Annotated in this window: 22 protein-coding genes and 1 tRNA gene; 19 read left to right on the forward strand and 4 right to left on the reverse strand. The window is 28.8% G+C overall.

Annotated features, from left to right (window positions below):
* Nucleotides 1–69: 69 nt before the first annotated feature.
* From selA to P4S50_RS05630, 14 genes are all read left to right on the forward strand, one after another.
* Entirely contained in the window at nucleotides 70–1,473 is a 1,404-nt protein-coding gene (gene selA, locus P4S50_RS05565; protein ID WP_277733626.1) for an L-seryl-tRNA(Sec) selenium transferase, read from the forward strand.
* 10 nt (nucleotides 1,474–1,483) lie between these two features.
* Nucleotides 1,484–3,364: a selenocysteine-specific translation elongation factor gene (selB, locus tag P4S50_RS05570; protein WP_277733627.1), complete on the forward strand. Its 1,881-nt coding sequence runs from the start codon at nucleotides 1,484–1,486 to the stop codon at nucleotides 3,362–3,364.
* A gap of 11 nt (nucleotides 3,365–3,375) precedes the next feature.
* Nucleotides 3,376–4,059 carry a response regulator transcription factor gene (locus P4S50_RS05575; RefSeq protein ID WP_277733628.1) on the forward strand — a complete coding sequence of 228 codons (684 nt, stop codon included), beginning with the start codon at nucleotides 3,376–3,378 and terminating at the stop codon, nucleotides 4,057–4,059.
* A gap of 29 nt (nucleotides 4,060–4,088) precedes the next feature.
* Nucleotides 4,089–4,991, forward strand: coding sequence for a GerMN domain-containing protein (locus P4S50_RS05580; RefSeq protein WP_277733629.1), 903 nt, complete (start codon nucleotides 4,089–4,091; stop codon nucleotides 4,989–4,991).
* A gap of 111 nt (nucleotides 4,992–5,102) precedes the next feature.
* On the forward strand, nucleotides 5,103–5,822 hold the full coding sequence (locus P4S50_RS05585) for a hypothetical protein (protein WP_277733630.1): 720 nt from the start codon (nucleotides 5,103–5,105) through the stop codon (nucleotides 5,820–5,822).
* A gap of 180 nt (nucleotides 5,823–6,002) precedes the next feature.
* On the forward strand, nucleotides 6,003–6,380 hold the full coding sequence (locus tag P4S50_RS05590; RefSeq protein WP_277733631.1) for a BlaI/MecI/CopY family transcriptional regulator: 378 nt from the start codon (nucleotides 6,003–6,005) through the stop codon (nucleotides 6,378–6,380).
* Nucleotides 6,373–8,514, forward strand: a complete 2,142-nt coding sequence (locus P4S50_RS05595; protein WP_277733633.1) for a M56 family metallopeptidase — start codon at nucleotides 6,373–6,375, stop codon at nucleotides 8,512–8,514. Before P4S50_RS05590 ends, P4S50_RS05595 begins: the two co-directional genes overlap by 8 nt.
* A gap of 251 nt (nucleotides 8,515–8,765) precedes the next feature.
* Nucleotides 8,766–8,862 (forward strand) — tRNA-Sec (locus P4S50_RS05600).
* A gap of 192 nt (nucleotides 8,863–9,054) precedes the next feature.
* Nucleotides 9,055–9,498, forward strand: a complete 444-nt coding sequence (locus P4S50_RS05605; protein WP_277733634.1) for a putative ABC transporter permease — start codon at nucleotides 9,055–9,057, stop codon at nucleotides 9,496–9,498.
* Between the two features lie 317 nt (nucleotides 9,499–9,815).
* On the forward strand, nucleotides 9,816–11,228 hold the full coding sequence (locus tag P4S50_RS05610; RefSeq protein ID WP_277733635.1) for a sigma-54 interaction domain-containing protein: 1,413 nt from the start codon (nucleotides 9,816–9,818) through the stop codon (nucleotides 11,226–11,228).
* Nucleotides 11,229–11,281: 53 nt separating this feature from the next.
* Nucleotides 11,282–12,784: a BCCT family transporter gene (locus P4S50_RS05615; protein WP_277733636.1), complete on the forward strand. Its 1,503-nt coding sequence runs from the start codon at nucleotides 11,282–11,284 to the stop codon at nucleotides 12,782–12,784.
* Between the two features lie 232 nt (nucleotides 12,785–13,016).
* Nucleotides 13,017–14,450 carry a trimethylamine methyltransferase family protein gene (locus tag P4S50_RS05620; RefSeq protein ID WP_277733637.1) on the forward strand — a complete coding sequence of 478 codons (1,434 nt, stop codon included), beginning with the start codon at nucleotides 13,017–13,019 and terminating at the stop codon, nucleotides 14,448–14,450.
* A 43-nt stretch (nucleotides 14,451–14,493) separates the two neighbouring features.
* Complete coding sequence (locus tag P4S50_RS05625; protein WP_277733638.1) at nucleotides 14,494–16,056, forward strand: BCCT family transporter; 1,563 nt, start codon at nucleotides 14,494–14,496, stop codon at nucleotides 16,054–16,056.
* 172 nt (nucleotides 16,057–16,228) lie between these two features.
* Nucleotides 16,229–17,560: an IS3 family transposase gene (locus P4S50_RS05630; protein WP_277730718.1), complete on the forward strand. Its 1,332-nt coding sequence runs from the start codon at nucleotides 16,229–16,231 to the stop codon at nucleotides 17,558–17,560.
* A gap of 46 nt (nucleotides 17,561–17,606) precedes the next feature.
* On the opposite strand, the gene P4S50_RS05635 is transcribed toward P4S50_RS05630, so the two are convergent.
* Both P4S50_RS05635 and P4S50_RS05640 read right to left on the reverse strand, forming a co-directional pair.
* Nucleotides 17,607–18,404: a hypothetical protein gene (locus P4S50_RS05635; protein WP_277733639.1), complete on the reverse strand. Its 798-nt coding sequence runs from the start codon at nucleotides 18,402–18,404 to the stop codon at nucleotides 17,607–17,609.
* A 214-nt stretch (nucleotides 18,405–18,618) separates the two neighbouring features.
* Nucleotides 18,619–19,194 carry a hypothetical protein gene (locus tag P4S50_RS05640; RefSeq protein WP_277733641.1) on the reverse strand — a complete coding sequence of 192 codons (576 nt, stop codon included), beginning with the start codon at nucleotides 19,192–19,194 and terminating at the stop codon, nucleotides 18,619–18,621.
* Nucleotides 19,195–19,281: 87 nt separating this feature from the next.
* On the opposite strand from P4S50_RS05640, the gene P4S50_RS05645 reads away from it, so the two are divergent.
* Entirely contained in the window at nucleotides 19,282–19,992 is a 711-nt protein-coding gene (locus tag P4S50_RS05645) for a tRNA threonylcarbamoyladenosine dehydratase (protein WP_277733643.1), read from the forward strand.
* On the opposite strand, the gene P4S50_RS05650 is transcribed toward P4S50_RS05645, so the two are convergent.
* Nucleotides 19,982–20,197 carry a DUF3006 domain-containing protein gene (locus tag P4S50_RS05650; RefSeq protein WP_277733645.1) on the reverse strand — a complete coding sequence of 72 codons (216 nt, stop codon included), beginning with the start codon at nucleotides 20,195–20,197 and terminating at the stop codon, nucleotides 19,982–19,984. The genes P4S50_RS05645 and P4S50_RS05650 overlap by 11 nt on opposite strands.
* A 5-nt stretch (nucleotides 20,198–20,202) precedes the next feature.
* A complete protein-coding gene (locus tag P4S50_RS05655) occupies nucleotides 20,203–21,078 on the reverse strand; it encodes a ComEC/Rec2 family competence protein (protein ID WP_277733647.1) in 876 nt (291 codons plus the stop codon).
* 173 nt (nucleotides 21,079–21,251) lie between these two features.
* Here P4S50_RS05655 and P4S50_RS05660 point away from each other — a divergent pair, with 173 nt between their 5' ends.
* The 4 genes from P4S50_RS05660 (at nucleotide 21,252) to P4S50_RS05675 (ending at nucleotide 24,197) form a co-directional block, all read left to right on the forward strand.
* Nucleotides 21,252–22,142, forward strand: coding sequence for a DUF2156 domain-containing protein (locus P4S50_RS05660; RefSeq protein WP_416390149.1), 891 nt, complete (start codon nucleotides 21,252–21,254; stop codon nucleotides 22,140–22,142).
* Between the two features lies 1 nt (nucleotide 22,143).
* Nucleotides 22,144–23,289, forward strand: coding sequence for a GNAT family N-acetyltransferase (locus P4S50_RS05665; protein WP_277733648.1), 1,146 nt, complete (start codon nucleotides 22,144–22,146; stop codon nucleotides 23,287–23,289).
* Nucleotides 23,290–23,346: 57 nt separating this feature from the next.
* Nucleotides 23,347–23,592 (forward strand): hypothetical protein, encoded by a 246-nt coding sequence (locus P4S50_RS05670; RefSeq protein ID WP_277733649.1) that lies wholly within the window; start codon nucleotides 23,347–23,349, stop codon nucleotides 23,590–23,592.
* Nucleotides 23,593–23,678: 86 nt separating this feature from the next.
* Nucleotides 23,679–24,197 (forward strand): ECF transporter S component, encoded by a 519-nt coding sequence (locus tag P4S50_RS05675; RefSeq protein WP_277733650.1) that lies wholly within the window; start codon nucleotides 23,679–23,681, stop codon nucleotides 24,195–24,197.
* Nucleotides 24,198–24,315: the final 118 nt, after the last annotated feature.

Below are 24,315 nucleotides of genomic sequence, written 5' to 3' on the forward strand. Positions count from 1 at the left end.
TTGTAAAAAATATTTTTTAGGAAAAGTTATATATTAGTCAAACTAAAAATAGATGAAGGGGCGATCAAGTTGAATAAGAAGAAGCTATTTTCTTTATTACCATCTGTAGATGAGGTACTAAATGATAAAACTATAATAGAATTAATCGAAGAATACCCTAGAAGTTTAGTTGTTGATACAATAAGAAAAAATATAAATAGTATAAGAAAAACTATAATAAATTTAAAGGAAGAACAAGCAGAAGATTTTTCTATTGATTATGATAAATTTATAAAGGCTATTGTAAATGAATTGACATTATCATATTCTCTTTCTCTAAAGAAGGTTATAAATGCAACTGGAGTAGTTATACACACGAATTTAGGTAGATCTCTTTTGTCTGATAGTATAAAAGAGGATGTTTGGCAAGTGGCATCAAGATATTCTAATTTAGAATACGACATAGATAAAGGTAAGAGAGGATCTAGATATTCTCACCTTGAAGATATAATAAAAAAAATAACAGGAGCTGAAGATGTACTTGTAGTAAATAACAATGCTGCTGCTGTTTTACTTGTTTTAAGTACTATGTCAAAGAATAGAGAGGCTATAGTATCAAGAGGAGAACTTGTTGAGGTAGGAGGATCGTTTAGAATACCTAAGGTTATGGAGGAAAGTGGCACAATATTAAAAGAGATAGGTGCTACTAATAAAACTCATTTGAGAGATTATGAAGAAGCTATAAATGAGAATACAGGAGTATTACTTAAGGTACACACTAGTAATTATAGAGTGTTAGGTTTTACTGATAGTGTTGAGATAGATGAATTATCTAAATTATCAAAGGAATATGATATACCTGTAATTGAAGATTTAGGTAGTGGATTATTCGTTGATATATCAAAGTATGGTTTAAGTTATGAGCCGACGGTTATAGATTCTCTTAGAAAAGGTGCTGATATAGTAACTTTTAGTGGAGATAAGATACTTGGAGGTCCTCAGGCTGGAATAATTGTAGGTAAGAAAGAATATATAGAAAAGATGAAGAAAAACCAATTAACTCGTGCATTAAGAGTAGATAAGCTTACTATAGCAGCTCTTGAGGCTACTTTTAGACTTTATTTAGATGAGCAAAAGGCAGTTAAACAAATACCTACTTTAAGAATGCTTACTTATTCTATAGATGAATTAAATGATAAAGCCAAAAGATTTTATGAAATGATAAAGAATGAGAATTTAGATGCTGATATAAGAATAGAAGATGGACATTCTCAAGTTGGAGGAGGGTCTATGCCTCTTGAAACTATAGATACAAAGGTTATAACTGTAATTCCTAATAATATGGGTGTATCGGAGCTTGAAGAAAGATTAAGACTTAGCGAGGATAGCATTATTGCTAGAGTATATGATAACAAATATGTTTTAGATGTTAGAACTATCTTTGATGATGAGTTTGAAGTTATATCAAAACAACTAGCTACTGCACTAAAATAGGAGGTTTAGTATGAAAAATATAATAATAGGAACAGCAGGACATATAGATCATGGAAAAACAACTCTTATAAAATCTCTTACAGGAAGAGAGACTGATAGATTAAAGGAAGAACAAAAAAGGGGTATATCAATAGATTTAGGATTTACTTACTTTGATTTACCTAGTGGCAAAAGAGCTGGTATAGTAGATGTTCCAGGTCATGAGAAGTTTATAAAAAACATGTTAGCAGGTATATCTGGTATAGATATGGTTTTACTTGTTGTTGCTGCTGATGAAGGTGTTATGCCTCAGACTGTTGAGCATTTAGATATTATGAGTTTCTTGAATATAGAAAAAGGAATTATAGTAATAACAAAGTGTGATATGGTAGAAGATGATTTTTTAGAGCTTATAAAAGAAGATGTAAGGGAGAAGGTTCAAGATACTTTCTTAAAAGATGTGTCTATAATAGAAGTTGATTCTATAAGCAAAAGAGGAATAGATGAATTAATAAGCGAAATTGATAGTATAAGTGATGAGGTTAAAAATAAAAACTTAAATGCTCAGCCTAGATTAAATATAGATAGAGCTTTTTCTGTTAAAGGATTTGGAACTGTAGTTACTGGTACATTAATAGAGGGAAGTATAGATGTAGATGATACTTTAAATATATACCCTCAAAATAAGGGAACAAAGATTAGAAGTATACAAGTTCATGGAAAATCTGTAAAAACAGCTTATGCAGGCCAAAGAGTTGCTATAAATTTATCTAATATTAAAGTTGATGAAGTTGAAAGAGGAAATGTATTAGCTTATCCTGAATCATTAAGTGAATCTATGATGTTAGATGTTAAGCTTTCACTAGTTAAGCATTCTGATAGAATGGTAAAATACTGGGATAGAATAAGATTTTATCATGGTACTAGAGAAATTTTAGGAAGAATAGTTCCTATTGATAAAGAAGTTTTAAATCCAGGAGAAGAAGGGTATTGCCAAATAAGACTTGAAGAAACTATTGTGGCTAAGAATAAGGATATGTTCGTAATAAGATTCTATTCTCCTATGGAAACTATAGGTGGAGGAATTATACTTGATTCAAATCCTAAAAAACATAAAAGATTTGATATGGATGTTGTTAGTTCTCTTCAGCTAAAGGAGAAAGGCGATCTAAAAGAAATAATAGAAGAAATTATAAAAAAACATAGCAAAGAATATCCTGTTTTAAATGATATTGCTGTTTATATTGGTGAAAAAAGGGAAATAATACAACAAGAGATAGATGTTTTATGTGAACAAAGCAAGATCATGAATATAAACAATATATATATACACAAAAGTTTTTATGATGATTTAAAAAGTAATGTTGTAAGAGTATTATCTAATTTTCATAAAAACAATCCTCTTAAAAAAGGGATATCTAAAGAAGAATTAAGAACTAGAATAGAGAAAAATTTAAAGACTAAAGATTTTGATATTTTATTAAATCTTATAGTAAAAGATGGCGATATAAAGATTGTAGACAATATATCTAGTCTGTATGATTTTGAAGTTGCATTTAATAAGTCACAGTTAAATATACAAAAGGATATAGAAGCTAAGCTGAAAAATGACAAGTTAACACCTAGAAATATATCTGAAATTATACAAGATAGAAAAGAGTATCAAGAAGTTTTAGAAGCATTATTAGGAGATACACTTGTTATGGTTACTGAAGATATTGTATATCATAAGGAAAATTATGATATGGCAGTTGATATGGTCAAAAAATATTTGACAGAAAATAAGACTTTGACTTTATCGGAATTTAGGGATTTAATAGGTGCGAGTAGAAAGTATGCCATGGCCCTTTTAGAAGATTTTGATAGAAATAAAATAACAAGAAGACTAGGAGACAAAAGAATGCTTTTCTAGGGGGAATGTTTATGGTGAAAATATTAATAATAGATTCTCAGTTATTATTAATAAAGGAAATAAAATATGCATTTGAACATGAAGAATATAAAATAGATAAAGTTTGCAACTCACAAGAGGCTTTAGGGAAAAACTATAGTGATTACGATATAATAATAATAGATTCTGAAATAGGGAAAAAAGACGGATTTCAATTATGTAAAGAAATAAGGAATATATCGTCAGTACCTATAATAATGATAACCCCACAAGGAGAAGACTATAAAAAAATAATGGCTCTTGAGATTGGAGCGGATGATTGTCTATCAAAGCCTGTTAATATATTAGAACTTAAGGCTAGAATAAAGGTTATATTAAGAAGAATTCAAAAAATCGAAGATGTAGGAGTGTCGTCTGAGTTCAAGGTTGGAAACTTTGAAATAAACACACTGGGTAGAAAAGTTATGTACAAAAAAGAGTATATAAATTTAACAGGTAAAGAATTTGATTTATTATTATTTCTAATAACTAATCCGGGAGAAGTATTTGATAGAGAGTATTTACTTCAAAAAATATGGGGGTATGAATATTATGGAGATTTAAGGACTGTAGATGTTCATATAAGAAGACTTAGAGAAAAAATAGAAATGAACTCTTCAAGCCCTAGATACATATTAACTAAATGGGGAAAGGGATATTACTTTAAAAAAAGTTAAGAAATACCTATTTAGTTTAGGAGGTAAATATGAGAAAAAAAATATATTTTATAATTATGATATCTGTTTTGATGATATTTGCAGCTGGATGCAATAATAAAGCATCAAACAGTGATATTGAAAAAGAAGAAGTTAAACTTTATTATACTAGTAATGATAATTCAAAAATAAACTGGATTACAAGACCAATTGAGTATATTAATGATGAAAAATATGAGGCCACTTTAAAAGCGTTATTAAATGGACCGTATTCTTCTGATATGGTTAGAAGTATAAATGAAAAAACAAAAATATTATCTATAAACAAAAAAAGTGATGTATTATATATAGATCTATCTAAAGAATTTTTTAACTTTAAATCAGATGTTGATGAAGTTAATTCTGTGATAACTATTAGTAATACTTTAAACCAATTTGAAGAAATAAATGGAATAGAAATAAAAATTGAAGGTAAAGATTTGATATCTCCTGATGGTGAAAGATATGGATTGTTAAAAGAATTTGATTTAACGGATGAGAAAAGTGCTGCTCTTACTCTATACCTTCCAGATGAAAACTTGGAATACCTTGTTCCTATTAAAAAGAATGTTGTGATTAAAGAGGGAGAGATAATAGGTGAAAAAGTTATCCAAGAGCTTATAAATGAATCTGATAAACAAGGTTATAATGTAGTACCTAAGGGAACTAAATTATTAAACTATTCACAAGATAATGGAATAGCTACAGTAGACTTAAGTCAAGAATTTATAAAAAATTCAAGTGGTGGTTCAATAGCACAGACTATGGCTATATACAGCATAGTGAGTTCTTTAACAGAATTTGAAAATATAAATAGTGTATTATTTTTAATAGATGGAAAAAGTGTAGAAGATTTTTCTCATTATGAATTTAATAAACCTTTTTCTAGGGATGAAAGCTTGATAAAGCATTAATTAAAAGCCATATGAATTTTAATTCATATGGCTTTTAAATGGATTACAAAGTATAAAGTATAAGGGGGAAAGAGACCTGCATTAAGTTGTTTGATGGACAGGTTGGAGTATATGAAAAAAATGAAATGGCAGATTAAACTAGGAAGTATGTTACTGATATTATCAGCTGTATTGTATTATATAAATTATGTTATATTTCATGATCTTCACCATATGTTTTTATTTTTCTTAGAAGATTTAGCATTTATACCTATAGAAGTTCTTGTTGTAACAATGATTATTGATAGAGTTATTGAAAAAAGAGAGAAACAACATCTCATTCAAAAACTAAATATAATTATAGGAGTATTTTTTACTGAGGCTGGAACAGAAATATTGAAGTTTTGTGCAAGTAATGATGAAAATGTAGGGGATATAAAAGATGAGTTGATTATTACAAATAGTTGGTCAGATTCTGATTTTAATAAGGCTACAAAACTTATAAATAATCATAAATATTCTATAAAAATAGAAGATGTTGATCTTGAAAAGGTAAAGTCTTTTCTTGTAAGTAAAAAAGATTTTACAATGAGGCTTTTAGAAAACCCTAATTTAATTGAGCATGAAACTTTTACAGAATTATTGAATTCTATATTACATCTAGAGCAGGAGCTTATAAGTAGAGATATATCTACTCTATCTAAAGATGATATAGATCATATGGAAATTGATATTAAAAGGGTATATAAATACATATTAATTGAATGGGTATATTATATGAGACATTTAAAAAAGAAATATCCTTATTTATTTGTAACTGCTATTGATAATAATCCGTTCAAGAAAATTTAAAAATATAATTAAATATAATAAAAATATATTTAGACTGTTGGCAGAGCTGTGCCAACAGTCTTCTTTATTTTATAGGAAATTATAGCAGCTAGACGAATTTTTTATTTAATCTATTGACTTTTTGTAATTACAACTGTAATATATAGATGTAATTACAATTGTAATAGAAAGGGTGACTTTATGAAACAAATACCTAAAATTTCAGATGCAGAGTATGAAATTATGAAAATTATATGGAAAAATGAGCCTCTTAAAGCTAGTGAGATTGTTGAACTTGTGGATACTGAATGCTGGAATGAAAACACTATAAGAACCATGGTAAATAGGCTTTTAAAAAAAGGTGCTATAGGATATGAAAAAAAGGGAAAGGCATATTTTTATCATTCTATTGTAAGTGAAACGGAATACAGAAAGTATGAAGGCACTAACTTTTTAAAAAAACTTTATAGTGGATCACTTAGTGCAATGTTTGCAAATTTTGTACACGATGAAAATGTATCAAAAGATGATCTTAAAGAATTAAAAGGGATTCTAGAAAAGGAACTCAAAGATGAATAGTTTTATTACTTTAATTGCTATTATGTCGTTAAAAGCTTCTGTACTAGTGGGAGTTATTTTAGTAGCTAAAAAGATTTTGGGGAATATATTAACTCCGTCACAGCATTACATAATCTGGATAATGATATTTTTTGTATTGAGTATTCCAAGACTCCCTCAAACAAATATAAGTGCATATAATCTTATAGACTCTACTCATAATGTATCCAATGTGTTAAATGCTGAAAAAATGTTTATTGAGAGTATAAAAGATGAAAAAGCAAATAGTGTATTATTTGAGGAGAAAGATAGCAATTTGCAAGAAAAAAGCCAAGGTGGAGTTGAGGAAACTCAGGTTATTAATACTAGTAAAAATAGTTTTGATATTTTAGAGAATTGGATGTTTATTTTATGGATATTTGGATTTTCTGTTTATGCATTTATATCTGTATTGAGGATGTACTCATCTGTTAATATGGCAAAAAAGGAAATAGAATATGGAAATTTTGAACTTGAAGAAATGTTGAATGAATGTAGGGGAAAGTTGAAAATTAAGAAAGAAGTGAAATTGGTATTTTCAAATGAATTTGGTGTGCCGTGCATATTTGGAGTATTAAGGCCTGTAATATTCATACCTGAAAGTCTTAGGAATATGGATGAAAACAAACTTAGAATGATTATACTTCACGAATTAGCTCATTTTAAAAGAAATGATATCGTTGTAAAGGTAGTTGTTCTTTTGTATCAGTGGGTGTATTGGTTTAATCCTATATTAATACTAGCCTTTCAAAAAATGAAAAATGATATGGAACCAGCGTGTGACTATATGGTGTTAAAAAATATAGAAAAAAATGAACGAGCTGAGTATGGAAGAGCACTTTTACATGTTCTTGAAAAATTATCAGTAGAGAGGTATCCAATATCTGTTGGAATAGCAGAGAGTAAAAAAGAACTTAGGAGGAGGATAATATTGATAGGAAGATATAAGAAAAAATCAAAATTGGCTATTATTAATGGAATACTAGTAATGCTACTTATTGGATGTAGTTTTGCAAGTGATCCTAATGCAGATGCACAAAACAGTGGGTTTTCAGATAATAATAACACTATAGTTGATGATATGAATAAAAAACAGATAACTGAAGAGGTTGCAAAAAGCATTTATAATAACAAAGATAAAATGTTAGGGAGTGATGGTGGAGATGCTTTAAAGGATTATAAACCATATGTATCTACATATTACTTTGATACAAAGGGTGCTACTCTAGAGCAGAACCTTATGGACATGGTTGGGGAATTAGTATATCCAATAAAATCATCAAAGATGAGTAGAGCTCTTTATATTTATAAAGATTCTACTGGTAAAATTCTAGATATTAAAATAGATGGATTTGATGGAACTGTTAGTGACTTTTATAGAAATACTGAATATATAGTGAACTTTTACAATAGAAAAAGTGGAATACGTGTTGACAAGAATATGACTGCAGATGAAATTGTTGGATTCACAGGAGATGAAGTTGATGATTTTCAAAAAAAGTTTGATACAGGAAAACCATCTGTAATAGCTAAAAATAGAAGTGGCTTAACAGAAGTTTACTATTATCCAGTTTATTTTGAGGAAGGGATAGAGCCTATGGCTGGAATTTATATTTTAAGTAAAGATTCAAAGATACTTAACATAAAAGTAGATGAGCCAAACTTCTTGTTCGATAGACTTAAAGAACATTTTGGAAAATCTATACCAACAGGGTCTTTCTTAGAACCTGAGAAAATTAATGTATATTCTGAAGAAAAAAAGACTTATGGTCAAGATGATATTATGTATATGAAGTTGATGGAAAGCTTCAGAACTAGCCTTGCAGATGAGGCTAATCCACTAAGAGTAGATGACTTAAATAAACACATTAAAGATATAAAAAAAGGTAAAGATGCAGGTATTGAGTTGGTATACCCTAAGACTATGAAGATAATGTATCCTGATATTGAAGGAAATCCAATAACATATGAATTTGACTCTATATTTGTTACTGCTGATGAGTATACTCCAATGATGGCATTTGGAATAAAAGGAGATTACGGAACCGCTCCTATTTACATGGCAGATAAAAATCCACTGGTTGAACTTATAAGAAACAAGTCAAAGATTAAATAGTATGGGAATATATGCTATTAAAAAAATAAATAGAATTTTATTTTTATTTTAGGACATACTATATAAGAAAATTAAATAATCTTGCATATAAATATTAGCAAAGCTAGTATAGAAATATATTATATTTCTATCTAGCTTTATTAATGTTTTTAATCACAACCGTCAAAATGTAAGCAAAAATGACAAAAAATACTTGCAAAAATACAGTATCCATGTTATTATATAAATGTGCCAAGGGAAAGGCATAACATGGGAGTAGATGGTGGCTGGTGTTGCCTCTGGTCTTCAAAACCAGTTCGGGGAGTTAAGAGCTTCCTGGGTAGGTTCGATTCCTACATATTCCCGCCAATTATAAGTAATAAGAAATGGTTCCAACATAATTATGTTGGAACCATTTTTTATTTTTGATTTTTTATTAAGCACCATTTTATATAAATCATCAAATGATTGTGATATTGGTACTAACAATAACATATTATTTAGAAGATGGAACCGAAATTAAAATAAAGCAACTAAGAAATAATATCTTGGGGGGATACTATGGTGCTACTTAAGAGGTTGATTTTATTTTTAATAGGTGGAAGCATATATTACTCGGTAGAAATATTGTATGATGGAACAAGCCATTGTAGCATGTTTATACTTGGTGGCTTGTGTTTTTTAATAGGAGGGTTGATAAATGAATATTCACCTAAACTTAAAATATGGAAACAGTCAGTTATAATAACAACTGTAATAGTTATATTTGAGTATTTTACAGGGGTGCTAGTAAATATTAAATTGGGATTAGGAATATGGGATTACTCAAATATGCCATTTAATTTACACGGTCAAATATGTCTTACATTTGTGGTTATATGGTATTTTTTATTTTGTCCACTCATTATATGGTTTGATGATTATTTAAGATGGAAGTTGTTTGGTGAGAAACAAGTTAAAAAAAGTTTGTTTAGTATATATAAAGACTTAATTATGTTTAAGTAAAAGTATGATTTCACAGACTTTCAACTCTAAATATTTCCGTTAATGAAAAAAACAACGGTTACAGCTATTTAGCTTGTAGCCGTTTTTTTTATTCGCAAAAATACCTCTTTTTTAATATCTGTAATCAATTCTAACTAATACTTCAACCCTACATTTTTAGTAATTTATACCTTGTATTTTTTAGTATTCACTATGATTGATTTTAAATTTAAAAAATAGTTAATTTGTAATAAACTAATGCATAAAATATATATGACACATATAAATATATAAAAAATTATTAGAAAGTAAGTTTAGGGGCTTAGGGGGGGGATGGAATGAGTAAAGATACATTTGAAAAAGAATATAAAAAAAAACTAGATAGGAAGACTTTAAAAAAAATATTAGATAATTCATATGATGAAATTTTTGTAACTGATGGTGATGGAAATGCTATTTATGTTAATGAGGCATGTGAAAGAAATTATACTTTAAAGCCTTATGAAGTGATTGGCAAAAATCCATGGCAGTTAACAGAGGAAGGATTTTGCTTTCCTCCAATCACACCGATAGTTCTAAGAGATAAGAAACAGGTCACTTTAGAACAAAAGACAAATATAGGTACTAGGTTAGTTGTTACAGCTACACCTGTATTCGATAATGAAGGAAATCTTGAAATGATAGTACAAAATAGTAGAGATATGACTCAAATAGAGGAAATTAAGAAAGATTTAGACCAAACAAAACAGTTGTTATTAAGATACAAAGAAGAAGTGAAAGAGCTTAGAAAGAAAGAAATAATGGTTACAGATTTGGTTGCTAATAGTAAGGAAATGAGAAATTTAATAGAACTTGCTTACAGAGGTGCTTTAGTAGATTCGAATATTTTAATTTTAGGAGAATCTGGAACAGGAAAAAGTGTTATGGCAAGAAATATACATAAAATGAGTAATCGAAAAGAAGGGTCTTTTATAACAATAAATTGTGCTGCTATTCCTGAACAACTTATAGAGTCTGAATTATTTGGATATGTTTCAGGGGCATTCACTGGAGCTGATAAAAAAGGTAAAATAGGGCTTATAGAACTGGCGGATGATGGAACATTATTTTTAGATGAAATAGCTGAAATTCCTCTTAGACTTCAAGCAAAACTTCTAGAAGTGATACAGGAGAGAAGATTTATTCCTGTTGGAGGTAGAGAAGTTAAAAAAATAGACTGCAGAATCATAGCAGCTACAAATCGTGACCTAGGGAAAATGGTGAAAAGAGGAAAATTTAGAGAAGATCTTTATTATAGGCTCAATGTAATTGAACTTAATATGATTCCTTTAAGAGAAAGAATTGAAGATATTGTCCCACTTATTCATTTCTTTCTTAAAAGATTTAATAAAAAATATAAAGTTTCTCGTATGTTTTCTCCGGAATGTATAGATATGTTAATTCAGTATTCTTGGCCTGGAAATATTCGAGAGCTTGAGCATACAATCGAAAGGTTGGTAATAACTGTTCAAGATTCATTAATTGACACTCATCATTTACCTGAAATTTTTAATAAAAAATCCTGTGATAAAGATAATGTAAGTTTTTCTGACCTTATTCCTTTAGATTTTGCTGTTGAGCAAATTGAAAAAGAATTAGTTTTAAAATCATATAATCAGTTGGGAAGTTCCTATAAAGTTGCTAAAGTACTGGATATTAGTCAAAGTAAAGCATCTAGGTTAATTCGTAAATACATTAAAAAAAGTGATTAAGTTTAAAATGGTTGAGTCAAATTAGACTTGAATATTTTTAAAGGAGGTTTTAAGTGGACAATTCAAAAATTGATAATAAAATATTTTGGCCTTCATTAGTGGTAATCATTGGTACTACTGTTTTGTTGATGATGCTACCAGATTCAATGAAAGCAATAGATTCAGTGTTATCATTTATTACTCATACATTTGATTGGTTATTTTTAATAGTAGTATTTTCTGCAATGGTTTGGCTGACATGGTTGGTATTAGGACCTTATGGTAATATAAAATTTGGTCAAGTTAATGAAAAACCAGAGTTCTCCACTTTTAGTTGGATAGCCATGTTATTTTGTGCTGGTATAGGTTCCGCTTTAATTTATTGGGCTATGGTTGAACCTATTTATTATATAAGTGGACCTCCATTTGGAATTGAACCTAATACTAAGAAAGCTGCTGAATGGGCAATTACTTATGGTATGTTTCATTGGGGATTTAGTGCGTGGAGTATATATACAATTCCTGCCCTTGCAATTACATATTCTTTACATGTAAGGAAACAACAAGTACTTAGGCCTAGTGTAGTTTGCCATGGAGTTTTAGGTGATCGTGTTAATGGATGGTTAGGAAAGATTATAGATATTATAATTATGTTTGGGTTAGTTGGTGGTGTTGGTACGACTTTAGGGGTGAACGTTCCAATGATATCGGCAGTAGTAGGTAAAATGTTTAATATACCACAGTCTATATGGCTCAAGATAGTAATTATTGCAATTTGGACGGTTTTATTTGGAACAAGTGCTTATTTAGGAATAGAGAAAGGGATAAAGAAACTTAGCAATATAAATATAATATCAGCAATACTATTACTAATATTTATTCTTATTGTAGGACCTACAAGATTTATTTTATCAAATTTTACTAATAGTTTAGGTATTTTGTGTCAGAATTTTTTTAGAATGAGCTTATATACTGATTCAATTATGGAATCTGGTTTTCCACAAAATTGGACTGTATTTTATTGGGCATGGTGGTTTGCCTATTCTGTATATATGGGACTTTTTGTAGCTAGAATATCTAAAGGCAGAACGGTAAGAGAATTAATTATTGCTGAGGTTGTATGGGGGAGTTTAGGGTGCTTTGTGTTTTTTACAGTTTTTGGAGGATATGCTGTACATTTAGATATTCATGGGGTTATGCCTTTGGTAAAAATTATATCTGAACAAGGTCCTAATGCTGTGATTGTTTCAATGCTTGATTCTTTGCCTTTAAGCAAAGTGATTATGCCGTTATTTATTATTGTAAGTCTTATTTTTCAGGCAACTACTCTTGATTCTTCTGCTTATACCCTGGCTACAATTTGTACTAAAAGAACTAATGATTTTCAGGAACCTGCAAAGTGGCATAGACTGTTTTGGGCACTGGTTTTAGGATTTGTAGCAATTGCATTAATGGTTGTAGGAGGATTGAAAGTTGTACAGCTGTCTTCTGTAATTGTAGCACTTCCTATAGTATTTATTTTTATTTTATACATAATTTCATTTATGAAATATATTAAACAAGATTATGGAAAGTAGTAAAGTCAAAATTGATTTAACATAAGTATATTTTGACTTCTAAGTTAAAATTAATAGTTTTTATTTAAGTATTTTTATAGATAAAGAGTTTTATAGAAAATTAAAAAGGATAAAATATCAGTGTTTTTAAAGAAAGAGGTTATTTAACCTCTTTTATTTTGCGAAAATTCAAAATTGGCACATGGTTTGCTTTAATAATTTAGTGAATATATTTTTAAAGGGGGAATTTAAAATGAACTTAGCTTCTAATTTAAGAATACTTAAAAAAGGTGACCTAGATAGAATTCATGAGGCCACAGTTAAAATTCTTGAGGAAACTGGAATTAAATTTGTATCATTAGAAGTTAGAGAAATATTTAAAAAACATGGAGCAAAAGTTGAAGGTGAAATTGTTTATATTTCTAGAAAAATGCTTGATGATGCTTTAAAAACAGCTCCAAGTTCTTTTAAGTGGTGGGGAGTTGATGAATCCAATTCAATTATTATGGGAGAAGGGCAGAAAAGAACACATATTTCACCTAATAATGGACCTATATATATTCAGGACTTAGATAATGGAAAAAGACTTGGTACAATGGAGGATCTTATAAATTTATATAAATTATGTCAAGCATTTGATGTTGTAGATATTATTGGAGCTATTCCTGTTGATCCGAGTGATATTGACAATAATGGTAAACATCTTCAGGTTATGTATCAATTATTAAAACATACTAATAAACCATTAATAGGTTTTACAGGTACTAAAGAGGAAATTAATCAAATGTTTGATATGGTGGAAATTGTGATTGGAAAAAAAGATTATCTTTTAGATCATCCTACTATTGGAGTAAGTGTTAATCCTTTAAGTCCGTTAAAATTTGATGATAGAGGATGTACGACTATCTTAGAATATGCGAGAAAAGGTCAACCAATTTTTATACTTACTTGTGCATTAGCTGGCGTATCTGGACCAATATCATTAATGGGAACAGCAGTGCTTCAAAATGCTGAAATACTAGCCGGGATGGTTTTAACACAATTAATTAATCCTGGTACACCATTTGTTTATTCACCAGCTTCTACGGTTGCAAATATGAAAAAAGCTAGTTATATAACTGGTACACCTGAAGCAAATATTATTAATATTGCTTGCATGCAACTTGCTCATGAAGTATACAATTTGCCTAGTAGATCAATGGCTGGTCTTACTGATTCAAAAGTTGTTGATTGTCAAGCTGGATATGAAACTATGCAAAATGTTTTTGGATTAATGACATCGGGTACTCAATTGATTAATGAATGTTTAGGTGTTATTGATTCTATAATGACAACTTCATATGAAAAATTTATTCTTGATGTAGAGATGATGAGCAGAGTTCTTAGATTTATGGAGGGAATGGATACATCAGAAAAATCGTTATCTATAGATGTTATTAAAGAGGTTGGTCATGAAGGATCATATATTACTCATCCGAGTACATTTAAAAAGTTTAGAAGTTTATGGACTCCTTTAGTATCGGATTGGAACTCTTATAATGAATGGGAAGAAAAAGGTAAAGAAGATGTAGTGATAGCAGCAAATAGAAAATATAAAGAGATATTAAAAAAATGTCCAGAATCAGTAATAGATTTACAGACTGATAAAGATTTAAAAAATTATATAAAAAGAGTTTGTTTTAGATAGGAGCAGAGAATTGATTTTAATATAATTCAAAAGGAGGTTTAAAATGAGAAAACCTAAACTTGATCCTAAAATATTCTGGCCCTCTATAATAATTATTGTAAGTGTATTAATTATGCTTGTAATTAATCCTGAAGCAGGGAGACAGACAATTGGTAGGGTGCTTGATTTTATTACGCATAAGTTAGACTCATTCTTTGAATGGGTAGTTCTTCTAGGTTTTGGATGGCTTATGTGGATAGCATTTGGAAGGTATGGAAATATAAAATTAGGTAGATCTGATGAAAAGCCTGAGTTTTCTACAATTAGCTGGATTGGTATAATGATTACTTCGGGGTCGGGTATGGCTCTTATGTATTGGGCTTGTGTTGAACCGGTGTTTTATTTGATTGGGCCACCTTTTGGGATTGAACCAAATTCTGCTGAGGCTGCTAAATATGCTATTACCTATGGTATATTCCATTGGGGATTTAGTGCATGGGCGCTATACTGCTTACCTGCAGTTGGTATAGCTTATGCTTATCATGTACGTAAGTCTCCTCATCTTAAAGCTAGTGTTGCTTGTGAAGGTGTTTTAGGAAAATACTCAAAAGGCATAGTTGGAAAAATAATAGATATAATAATTTTAGTTGGTTTAGTAGGGGGGATTGGAACCTCTTTAGGAGTGGTTGTTCCATTAATGTCAGCTTGCTTTAATGAAGTGTTTGGTATTCAGCAGGGGTTATGGTTAGATACTTTAGTTATTATAATTTGGACTGTAATGTTTGGTACTACTGCTTATCTAGGATTAGAAAAAGGAATTAAAAAGTTATCTGATATTAATACAATAGGAGCAATAGGGTTATTAATCTTTATACTTATAGTTGGACCAACAGCATTTTTATTATCATATTTTGGTGAAAGCGTTGGATTAATGTTTCAAAATTTCATAAGACTGAGTACTTACACTGATTCTATTTCTAAGTCAAGTTGGCCTCAAAGTTGGACTGTTTTTTACTGGGCTTGGTGGGGTGTATATGCAGTTTATATGGGATTGTTTATTGCTAGAGTTTCTAAAGGTCGTACATTAAAAGAAATGATTATTGGTGCTGTTATATGGCCAACTGTTGGTACTGCCTTTTTCTATTTGACTTTAGGGGGTTACAGTATAGATCTTCATTTTAATCAAGGTTTAGATATGATTAAGGTGTTAAATGAGCAAGGTGGAGGTTATTTGGTAGTTACTTTATTAAAATCTTTACCGTTATCTAAAGTTCTAATACCATTATTTATGGTTATAGGATTTATATATCAAGCTACAACTTTTCAAGGAGCGGCTTATACACTTGCATCAATGGCTACGGATGAACTTCTTCCTAATGAACAACCAGCGCCATGGCATAGATTATTCTGGGCTATTCTTTTAGGTGGTGTAGGATATGTAATGATGGTAATTGGAGGATTGAAAGTTGTTCAGTTAGCTTCCGTAATTTTAGCAGCACCTGTGTTTGTTATAATACTATTCACAGTATTTTCGTTTATGAAGTGGGTAAAACAAGATTTTGGTAAAATGTGTGCTCCAAAAGTAATAACGTTAGATAATGATAGAGAAGAGGTAGCTCAAGAATAATGTTAATGAGTTCATTTTTTTATTATGTATAGCTTAATAAACTAAACAAAAAAAGACCTTTTGTTATAAAAAGGTCTAAAATGGTACCTATAGATTGGACACATAAAAAAGAGTGTCTAGTTTATAGGTACTTTTTTGTGTATAATTATCATTGAATATGGAGGCCTTTAGTATGAGTAAAATTACATTTTCAAAAGACAATATTGAAAGATTAAATAAGAACCCTTATGTAAAGCGCGTTAGCGAGAAGTCAATAACATACTCTGACGAGTTTAAAATAATGTTTATTGAGGAGTATTTAAGAGGAAGCACACCACGAACTATTTTCATTGATGCTGGATTTGACGTTGAAATACTTGGTGTCAAGCGCTATGAACAGGCGGCAGCCAGATGGATAAAAGCGTACAAGAAAGATGGAATTATAGGATTAAGTGATACTAGAAGAGTGAATTCAGGCAGACCAAGTAATGCTCCAGTTTCAAAGGACGATATTATTAGCAAACAAGAAGCTAAAATAAAACTGCTTGAGGAACAATTAGAATTGCTAAAAAAGCTCGACGTGACAGAAAGGAGGCTGGTAAACAACTGCGTAAATCTAACAAATAATGAAGTATATGAGTTAATTTTAAAGACTGTGTCTAAAAAAGATTATTCAGGCACAGTTTCTTATTGCTGCTCAATTTTAGGGGTTTCACGTTCAGGTTATTATCATTATTTAAAGACAGCACCTTCTAGAACTATAAGGGAGAATGAAGATTTAAAAGCTAGAGATATTATATTAAAGGCTTATAATTATAGAGGTTATAAGAAAGGTTCTAGATCAATTAAAATGACACTAGAAAATGAGTTTGGTATTATATACAGTAGAAAAAAAATCCAAAGGATTATGCGAAAATACAGTATAGTATGTCCTATAAGAAAAGCCAATCCGTATAGAAGAATAGCCAAAGCGACAAAAGAACATAGAGTAGTACCTAATCTGCTACAGAGAAATTTCAAACAGGGTATTCCTGGCAAGGTGCTACTTACTGATATCACATACATCCCTTACGGGATAAATAAAATGGCATATTTATCAGCTATCAAAGATAGCTCTAGTAACGATATTCTAGCATATCATGTATCTGATCGAATTACTTTAGATATAGCTACAATTACAATTAAAAAATTAGTTAATACACATAAAGCTGATTTACATGATGAAGCTTTTATCCATTCTGACCAAGGGGTCCACTATACAAGCCCTAAATTCCAAAAATTACTAAAAAGCCATAATCTAGGACAATCCATGTCTAGACGTGGTAACTGCTGGGATAATGCACCTCAAGAATCCTTCTTTGGTCATATGAAGGATGAAGTAGATTTCAAAACATGTTCTACACTTGAAGAAGTAATTAATAAAGTTGATAATTACATGGATTACTATAATAATTATAGATGTCAATGGGGATTAAAAAAGATGACTCCTAAACAATTTAGAAATCATCTTTTGAATGCAGCTTAACCCTTTTTTTATAATGTCCTTGACAAAGGGTCCATTTTAGTCTTTTTTATTCATTTAATTGTTTTTTTTCTGTTAATTTAAAAGTCTTCTCATTTTTATCCCAGGTGTATAGCTCTTGCTGGGAAGTTTTGCTGATTTCTTTAAAGTCTTCTTTTTTTGGTGTATTAGTAGATTTTGCTTTTGATTTAATATTTGTAGTTATTGCAAGTATTTTAGGAATATCCTCATCTAGATAATCTATTGATGACTTTTGGATATTTTTATTCCAGATATCATTAGGAGCATTTTTATCAAGCCAAATTTCTTTATATATTTCATCGTAATAAATAGATTTTTTGAAGGTATTTTTAAATGAATTTTTATCAAAATAGAATACTTCAACAAAATTATCTATAAAAAAAGCACCTAAACGTTCATCTAATAACTGTTCTACTACTAAAAAATCCTTAAATGAAGATATGTTTTTTACTGGAGACAGATTTGTTATTTTATTTTTGTAAAAATACTTATCATTCATAGTATCTTCATATATGGCTATTAAGGCGTTGTCTTTGGATAAGTTTAGACTAAATAGAATATCTTGTTTATCATTAGGTAAAACATCTAACTTATATATTTTAAGGTCTATATAATCTATGTATTCATTCCAATTGTTATAGCCAGTAGCATTTAGCACATTTTTTATTATTTGTTTTCTTAAAACCTCGTTTTTTGGTTCATCTTCTGAAGAATTTAAATAACTTTCCACTACACCTTTATCTATTAAGCTATTATAGCACTTAGGAAAAAGTATAAAACAGTTAATTCCTATTAAAATACTTAAAATAAATATTAATTTTTTCAAAAAATCACCCCTTACATATTTATTAATATATGGCTTGGGCATATTCTAATATTTTTATCCGAAAGCTAAGAATTCTAAAATTCTGTCCTCTTAAGGCTAGAGATAAGAATTCTACAGCTTCTGGATTAGTTTACCCAAAAGGGCACTCACGTAACTAGAAATTTAGATGGAATAAAAACTCCATCTGAATTAAGTTTCACTTTATATAAAGAAATTATATACTTTTTAGGGCGTTTATCTCATCTAATATTTTTTTTATAAATCCATTGTCAAGATCAAACAACGAGTATATTTGTTTTTTATTGGAATTTAAATTAGACTTTAGAATTTCTTCATTAAACAACAAATAATTTTCATTACTTAAATATATTCCTGCTGATCTTAAAGTATCTTTATAAGTTGATATTAGTTTGGACATTTTAGTTATAGGATAATTATTTATATACTTTGATGATTTTTTAAAATATAGTATAGATTCATTGTATTTATTTACAAAATTTCTTAGAGCAAATATTATATCTTTATCTTTTTGTGTTAAAGTAACATTTTTTTTATTTGGTTTTTTGTAAGCAATATTTGTAGGTGTTTTTTTGAATTTTATATTGTTTTTTTTCTTGTTTTGTAGTTTACTATAAAAATGGTCTGAATTTAATACAAAATTAGAGCTTAGAGTATCATTTGTAGGTTTGTTGATTTTATTTATTGGATCGATTTGGGGTATATTATTAACTGGAGACTTGTTGGTGATTTTCATAATGTTGATTCTAGAGCTATTTATTTTGTTTACCATAATATCACCTTCCTTTAATGATATATCGTTAATATTATATGATTTATATAGGTGTTTTAGATTAAAAATAAAAATAGGAGGTATAATATGCAAAAAAATTTTTCTATGAGAACAGAACTTTTATTAGGAAATGAAGGAATGACTAAGCTTAAAAATTCAAAAGTAGCAGTTTTTGGAGTAGGTGGAGTTGGAAGTTTCACATGTGAAGCTTTAGCTAGAGCCGGAGTAGGAACTTTAATAATGATAGATCATGATGATATAGATATAACTAATATAAATAGACAATTACCAGCTCTTCACAGTACTGTGGGGAAAGGCAAGGTTGAGTGTATGAAGGAAAGAATACTTGATATAAACCCTGATATAAATGTTATAGATCATAAAAGATTATATGACAAAGATAGTGCAGATGAACTGTTAAGCAAAGATTATGACTATGTAGTAGATGCTATTGATATGGTGTCGTCTAAAATAGATTTAATAGAGAGATGCTATAAAAATGATATAAAAATAATAAGTTCTATGGGCATGGGAAATAAGTTAGACCCTACTAAGATAGAGGTTACAGATATAACTAAGACTCACATGTGCCCTTTAGCTAAGGTTATGAGAAAAGAATTGAAGATTAGAAATATCAAAAAACTAAAGGTTGTATACTCAACAGAAAAACCTATAAAACCTGTTACTAGTATATCTAGTGAGTCAAAGAGAGAAACTCCTGGAAGCACATCTTTTGTTCCATCTGTAGGAGGTCTTGTGATAGCATCTGTTGTAGTTAATGATATAGTTAATCAATAAAAAGTTCGTTCATTAAATCATTTATTTCTTTTTTTAGGTTATTTGTTTCATTTAAATCCAAGGAGATGTTATCTTTATTTATTAATATGACATCTCCTTCTTTTGCTGATTTAGGAATTTTTGATCTGTTTATATTTATTAATGATTTATTTTCAAGTTCTACTACTGCTAGTTTATTTTCAAATCTATCTATTATACCTTTCATTAAAATCATCTCCTATATATAGTTAAAGGTTTCTTGTAACTAAAAATTTTATAACCATCACAAAAGAGAACTATATCTCCTTGCTTATCGGTTCTATATAAAGGTATATTATATTTTCTTAAAAGAGCCAATGTTTTTTCACTGGGATGATGGTATTTGTTGTTGCATTTGCAAGAAATCACTGCAATATCTGGTTTTACCTTTAATAAGAAATTTTCACTGGTTGAAGAGGAGCTTCCATGATGTCCTACTTTTAAAATATCTGATTCTAAATTGTAATTTGATTTTATCATATCTTGTTCATTTTGAAATTCAGCATCTCCTGTAAATAAAAAACTTTTGTTTTTATAAGTGGATTTTATAACTAGTGAACATAGGTTATTGTTATCATAGTTCTTTGTAGGACTTAAAACATTACATTTGATAAATTTACCTAAAGAAAAATTCATTCCTGATTTAGTTTTATGGATTTTTAGATTTTTATTTTTAGCTGCTGATAAAACATCTTTAAATGTATTGGTATTGTGAGCTTTATTAGGCATGCAGAATAAGCCTATATCAAAATGGTTTATTACATAATCAAGACCTCCTATATGATCTGCATCTGGATGAGTTCCTATTAGAATATCTATTTTTTTTATATTAAGCTTATTTAAATAATTAACTACTTTTTTTCCGTGAGAATTATCTCCCGCATCTATTAACATAGTTTTATTGTCTGGAGAAATTAAAAGAGTACTATCTCCTTGTGCTACATCTATAAAGTGAACAGAAAGTGAATTATCACTTAAGCTACAATTTATAGATTCTTCATTAGTTTGTGTACAAGCACAAAGAATGATTGATAACATAATAAGTATTATTAAGAGTGTTCTTTTCATAAGGCACCTCCATTTAATATTATTGAGCTATTTTACAAAATTAATAAGTGTATCAAATAAGAAAATGGGGAATATATTAAAAAGTTGCTAGAGGATTTAACTTTGTGATTATAAATACCTGTTGAGGGTATATAACGATATATGATAGAATGGATAAGGTATGAAGGAGGTAGATTCAAATTTTTAGACCAATAGATATAGAAGCTAAAATCGAACTAGACGAATATTTAAACGTTTTAAATCATGAAGCTTGTGAATATAGTTTTACAACTTTATTCATGTGGCAGAATTTATATAAAACTATGTACTATAAAGGAAAAAACTTTATAGTGATTATAGGTGAGTACGAGGATCAAAAATTCACGGTGATACCTCTTGCTAAAAAAGAAAATTTAAAAGATGCATTTGAATTCATTGTAAAGCATTTCAAAGATAATAATCAAAAGATTCATTTAAGAGCTGCAACAGGAGAATTTGTTGAATTTTTAAAGGAAAATTACAAGGGAAAATTTGATTATATAGAAGAAAGAGATTATTTCGATTATGTTTATTTAGGTGAGAGCTTAAGAAATCTTCCGGGTAGAAAATATCAAAAGAAAAGAAATCATATTAATTATTTTTTAAAAGAATATGAAGGAAGATTTGAGTATAAAAGATTGAATGAGGAAGATTTTGATGAATGTTTAAATCTTTTAGAAAAGTGGACTGAAAATAAAGAAGATGATGAAAGTATATTAAGTGAAAAAATTGCAATTGAGAAGGTATTTAAAAACTATGATAAACTGGATGTGAAAGTGGGAGGAATCTATATAGATTCTAAATTAGAAGCATTTACATTTGGAGAATATTTAAATGACAATATGGCACTTATACATGTAGAAAAAGCTAATGCAGAAATAAGAGGATTATATCCTATAATAAACAAATTATTTTTAGAAAATGAATTTGAAGATGTTGAATTTGTAAATAGAGAAGAAGATCTAGGTGTTGCAGGGTTAAGAAAAGCTAAGTTATCTTATTATCCTCATAAATTTGTAGAGAAGTATACTGTATTGGAGGTTTAATATGAAGATTAGATTTGCACAGGAGGAAGACCTACAGAAAATAAAAAATATGTGGGAATACTGTTTTGGTGATACTGAAATGTTTATGAATTATTATTTTGACCATAAATATAAATGCGAAAACACATTGGTAGTTGAAGATGGTAGTAGCGTAATATCATCTCTTCAATTAAATCAATATAAAATAAAAATAAATAACAATATATATGATACATCTTATGTCGTAGGTGTATCTACACTCCCGGAGGCTAGAGGTGTTGGTGCTATGAAAGATTTGATGAGCACTATGCTTAATGAACTCTATAATAAAAAGCAAGTAGTATCTATACTTATGCCTATAGATTATAGATTGTATAGAAGGTTTGGATATGAACACTGCTATGATCAGATGAATTATGAAATAGACATGGAACTTTTAAAAGATTTTAGATCAAAGGGTGTTTTTAAAAAAGCTTCAAATAAAGATATAGATTTTATTATAAATATTTATGATTGTTTTTTGAAAGATAAAAATGGATACGTAAAAAGGGATAAAAATTACTATGATAATTTATTTAAAGAAATAGAATCGGAAAGTGGTTATGTATATATACATGAAAATAAGGAACTAATGGATGGATATATAATATATTTCAAAATGGATGATACTATGTTTGTAAGAGAAATTGCTTATAAAAATATAGATGCTTTAAAATCTATATTGAAATTTATATACAACCACAATACTCAATTTAAAAAAGTTAGTATTAACTCTATTATAGATGACAAAATAAAGCTTATAATTCCAGCACTTAAAAAAATAGATATGAATATAAAGCCATTTATGATGGGAAGGGTAATAAATGTTGAAAACTTTATAAAAGATTTAAACATAAAGGAAGATATAAATTTAAAATTAAGAGTAAAAGATGAATTTATAGATCAAAACAACAAGACATTTTTGATAAATAATAAAGGAATAGTATTTACTGATGAAAAAGAAGATGTTTCAATAGATATAAACACATTTAGTCAATTGGCTTTTTCTTATATAGATGTAGATGAAGCTGTATTTTTAGGAAATATAGATATGAAAGATACTAGTTATATTGATAATTTGAAAAAAATGTTTAATAAAAAAACTAACTATATAAATGAATATGTATAAAGGGCCGAGTGCCCTTTTTTTAGTTTTTGAATAAATATAGTATAGGAGGTGGATTTTATGGACGGTTATTCAAATCCTATAATACTATCTTTAATAGTAGGTATAACTCAAGTTATAAAAACAGCAGGAGTTCCTAAAAGGTTTGCACCATTAGTATCATTAGTTACAGGAATAGTTCTGTGTGTATTTTATGAAAGTAGTGTAGGTATGAAAAAGAGTATCTTAGATGGAATAATAGCGGGACTTACTGCTAGTGGCTTGTTCTCTGGCTATAAAAGTGTTTCTAAATGTGATAAAAAGTAAAATTGTATCGGTTCAATAATTATTGTTATATGAAATTTTCCCTGATATAATGAAGTTGAAATAATATTATAGGGGGGAAACTTTTTATGAAGAATACAAAATTATCTAACTTGGTTCTCATGGGGCTTATGACTAGTATGGTTTGTATCGGTACAATGCTAATTCAAATTCCTGTACCTGCAACTAATGGTTTTATAAATATTGGGGACAGTATAATATTCATAACATCTGCTTTATTTGGACCTGTAGCTGGTATGGTAGCTGGAGGAATAGGCTCAGCTCTTGCTGACCTCTTAAGTGGTTATGCACATTGGGCATTATTTACATTGATAATAAAAGGTTTGGAAGGGTTAGTTGTAGGAATTTTAGTGAAAAAATATAAAAATAAATTTATACTATCTGCATCAATGATTATAGGGTCTGTGGTTATGGTAGTTGGATATTATATTGGTGGAGGAATATTAAAAGGAAGTTTCATAGTATCTTTAGAATCTATTCCTTGGAATGTAGTACAGGGAGTATCTAGTACTATAATAGGAGTTTTGGTATCTAGTGCAATAATGAAAACTAACTATATGAAAGTAAATAAGGTTTTGAAAAATTAAATTCGAATATATTTAAAATCCCGGAATTATAAAAAGTAATTCAGGGATTTTTGTTTGTTTATATAGGTCTTTGATTATAATATTAAATACTTATTATATAAAGTGAAACTTAATTTAG

It is taken from the genome of Tepidibacter hydrothermalis, from assembly GCF_029542625.1.
Taxonomy (GTDB): Bacteria; Bacillota; Clostridia; order Peptostreptococcales; family Peptostreptococcaceae; genus Tepidibacter_A; species Tepidibacter_A hydrothermalis.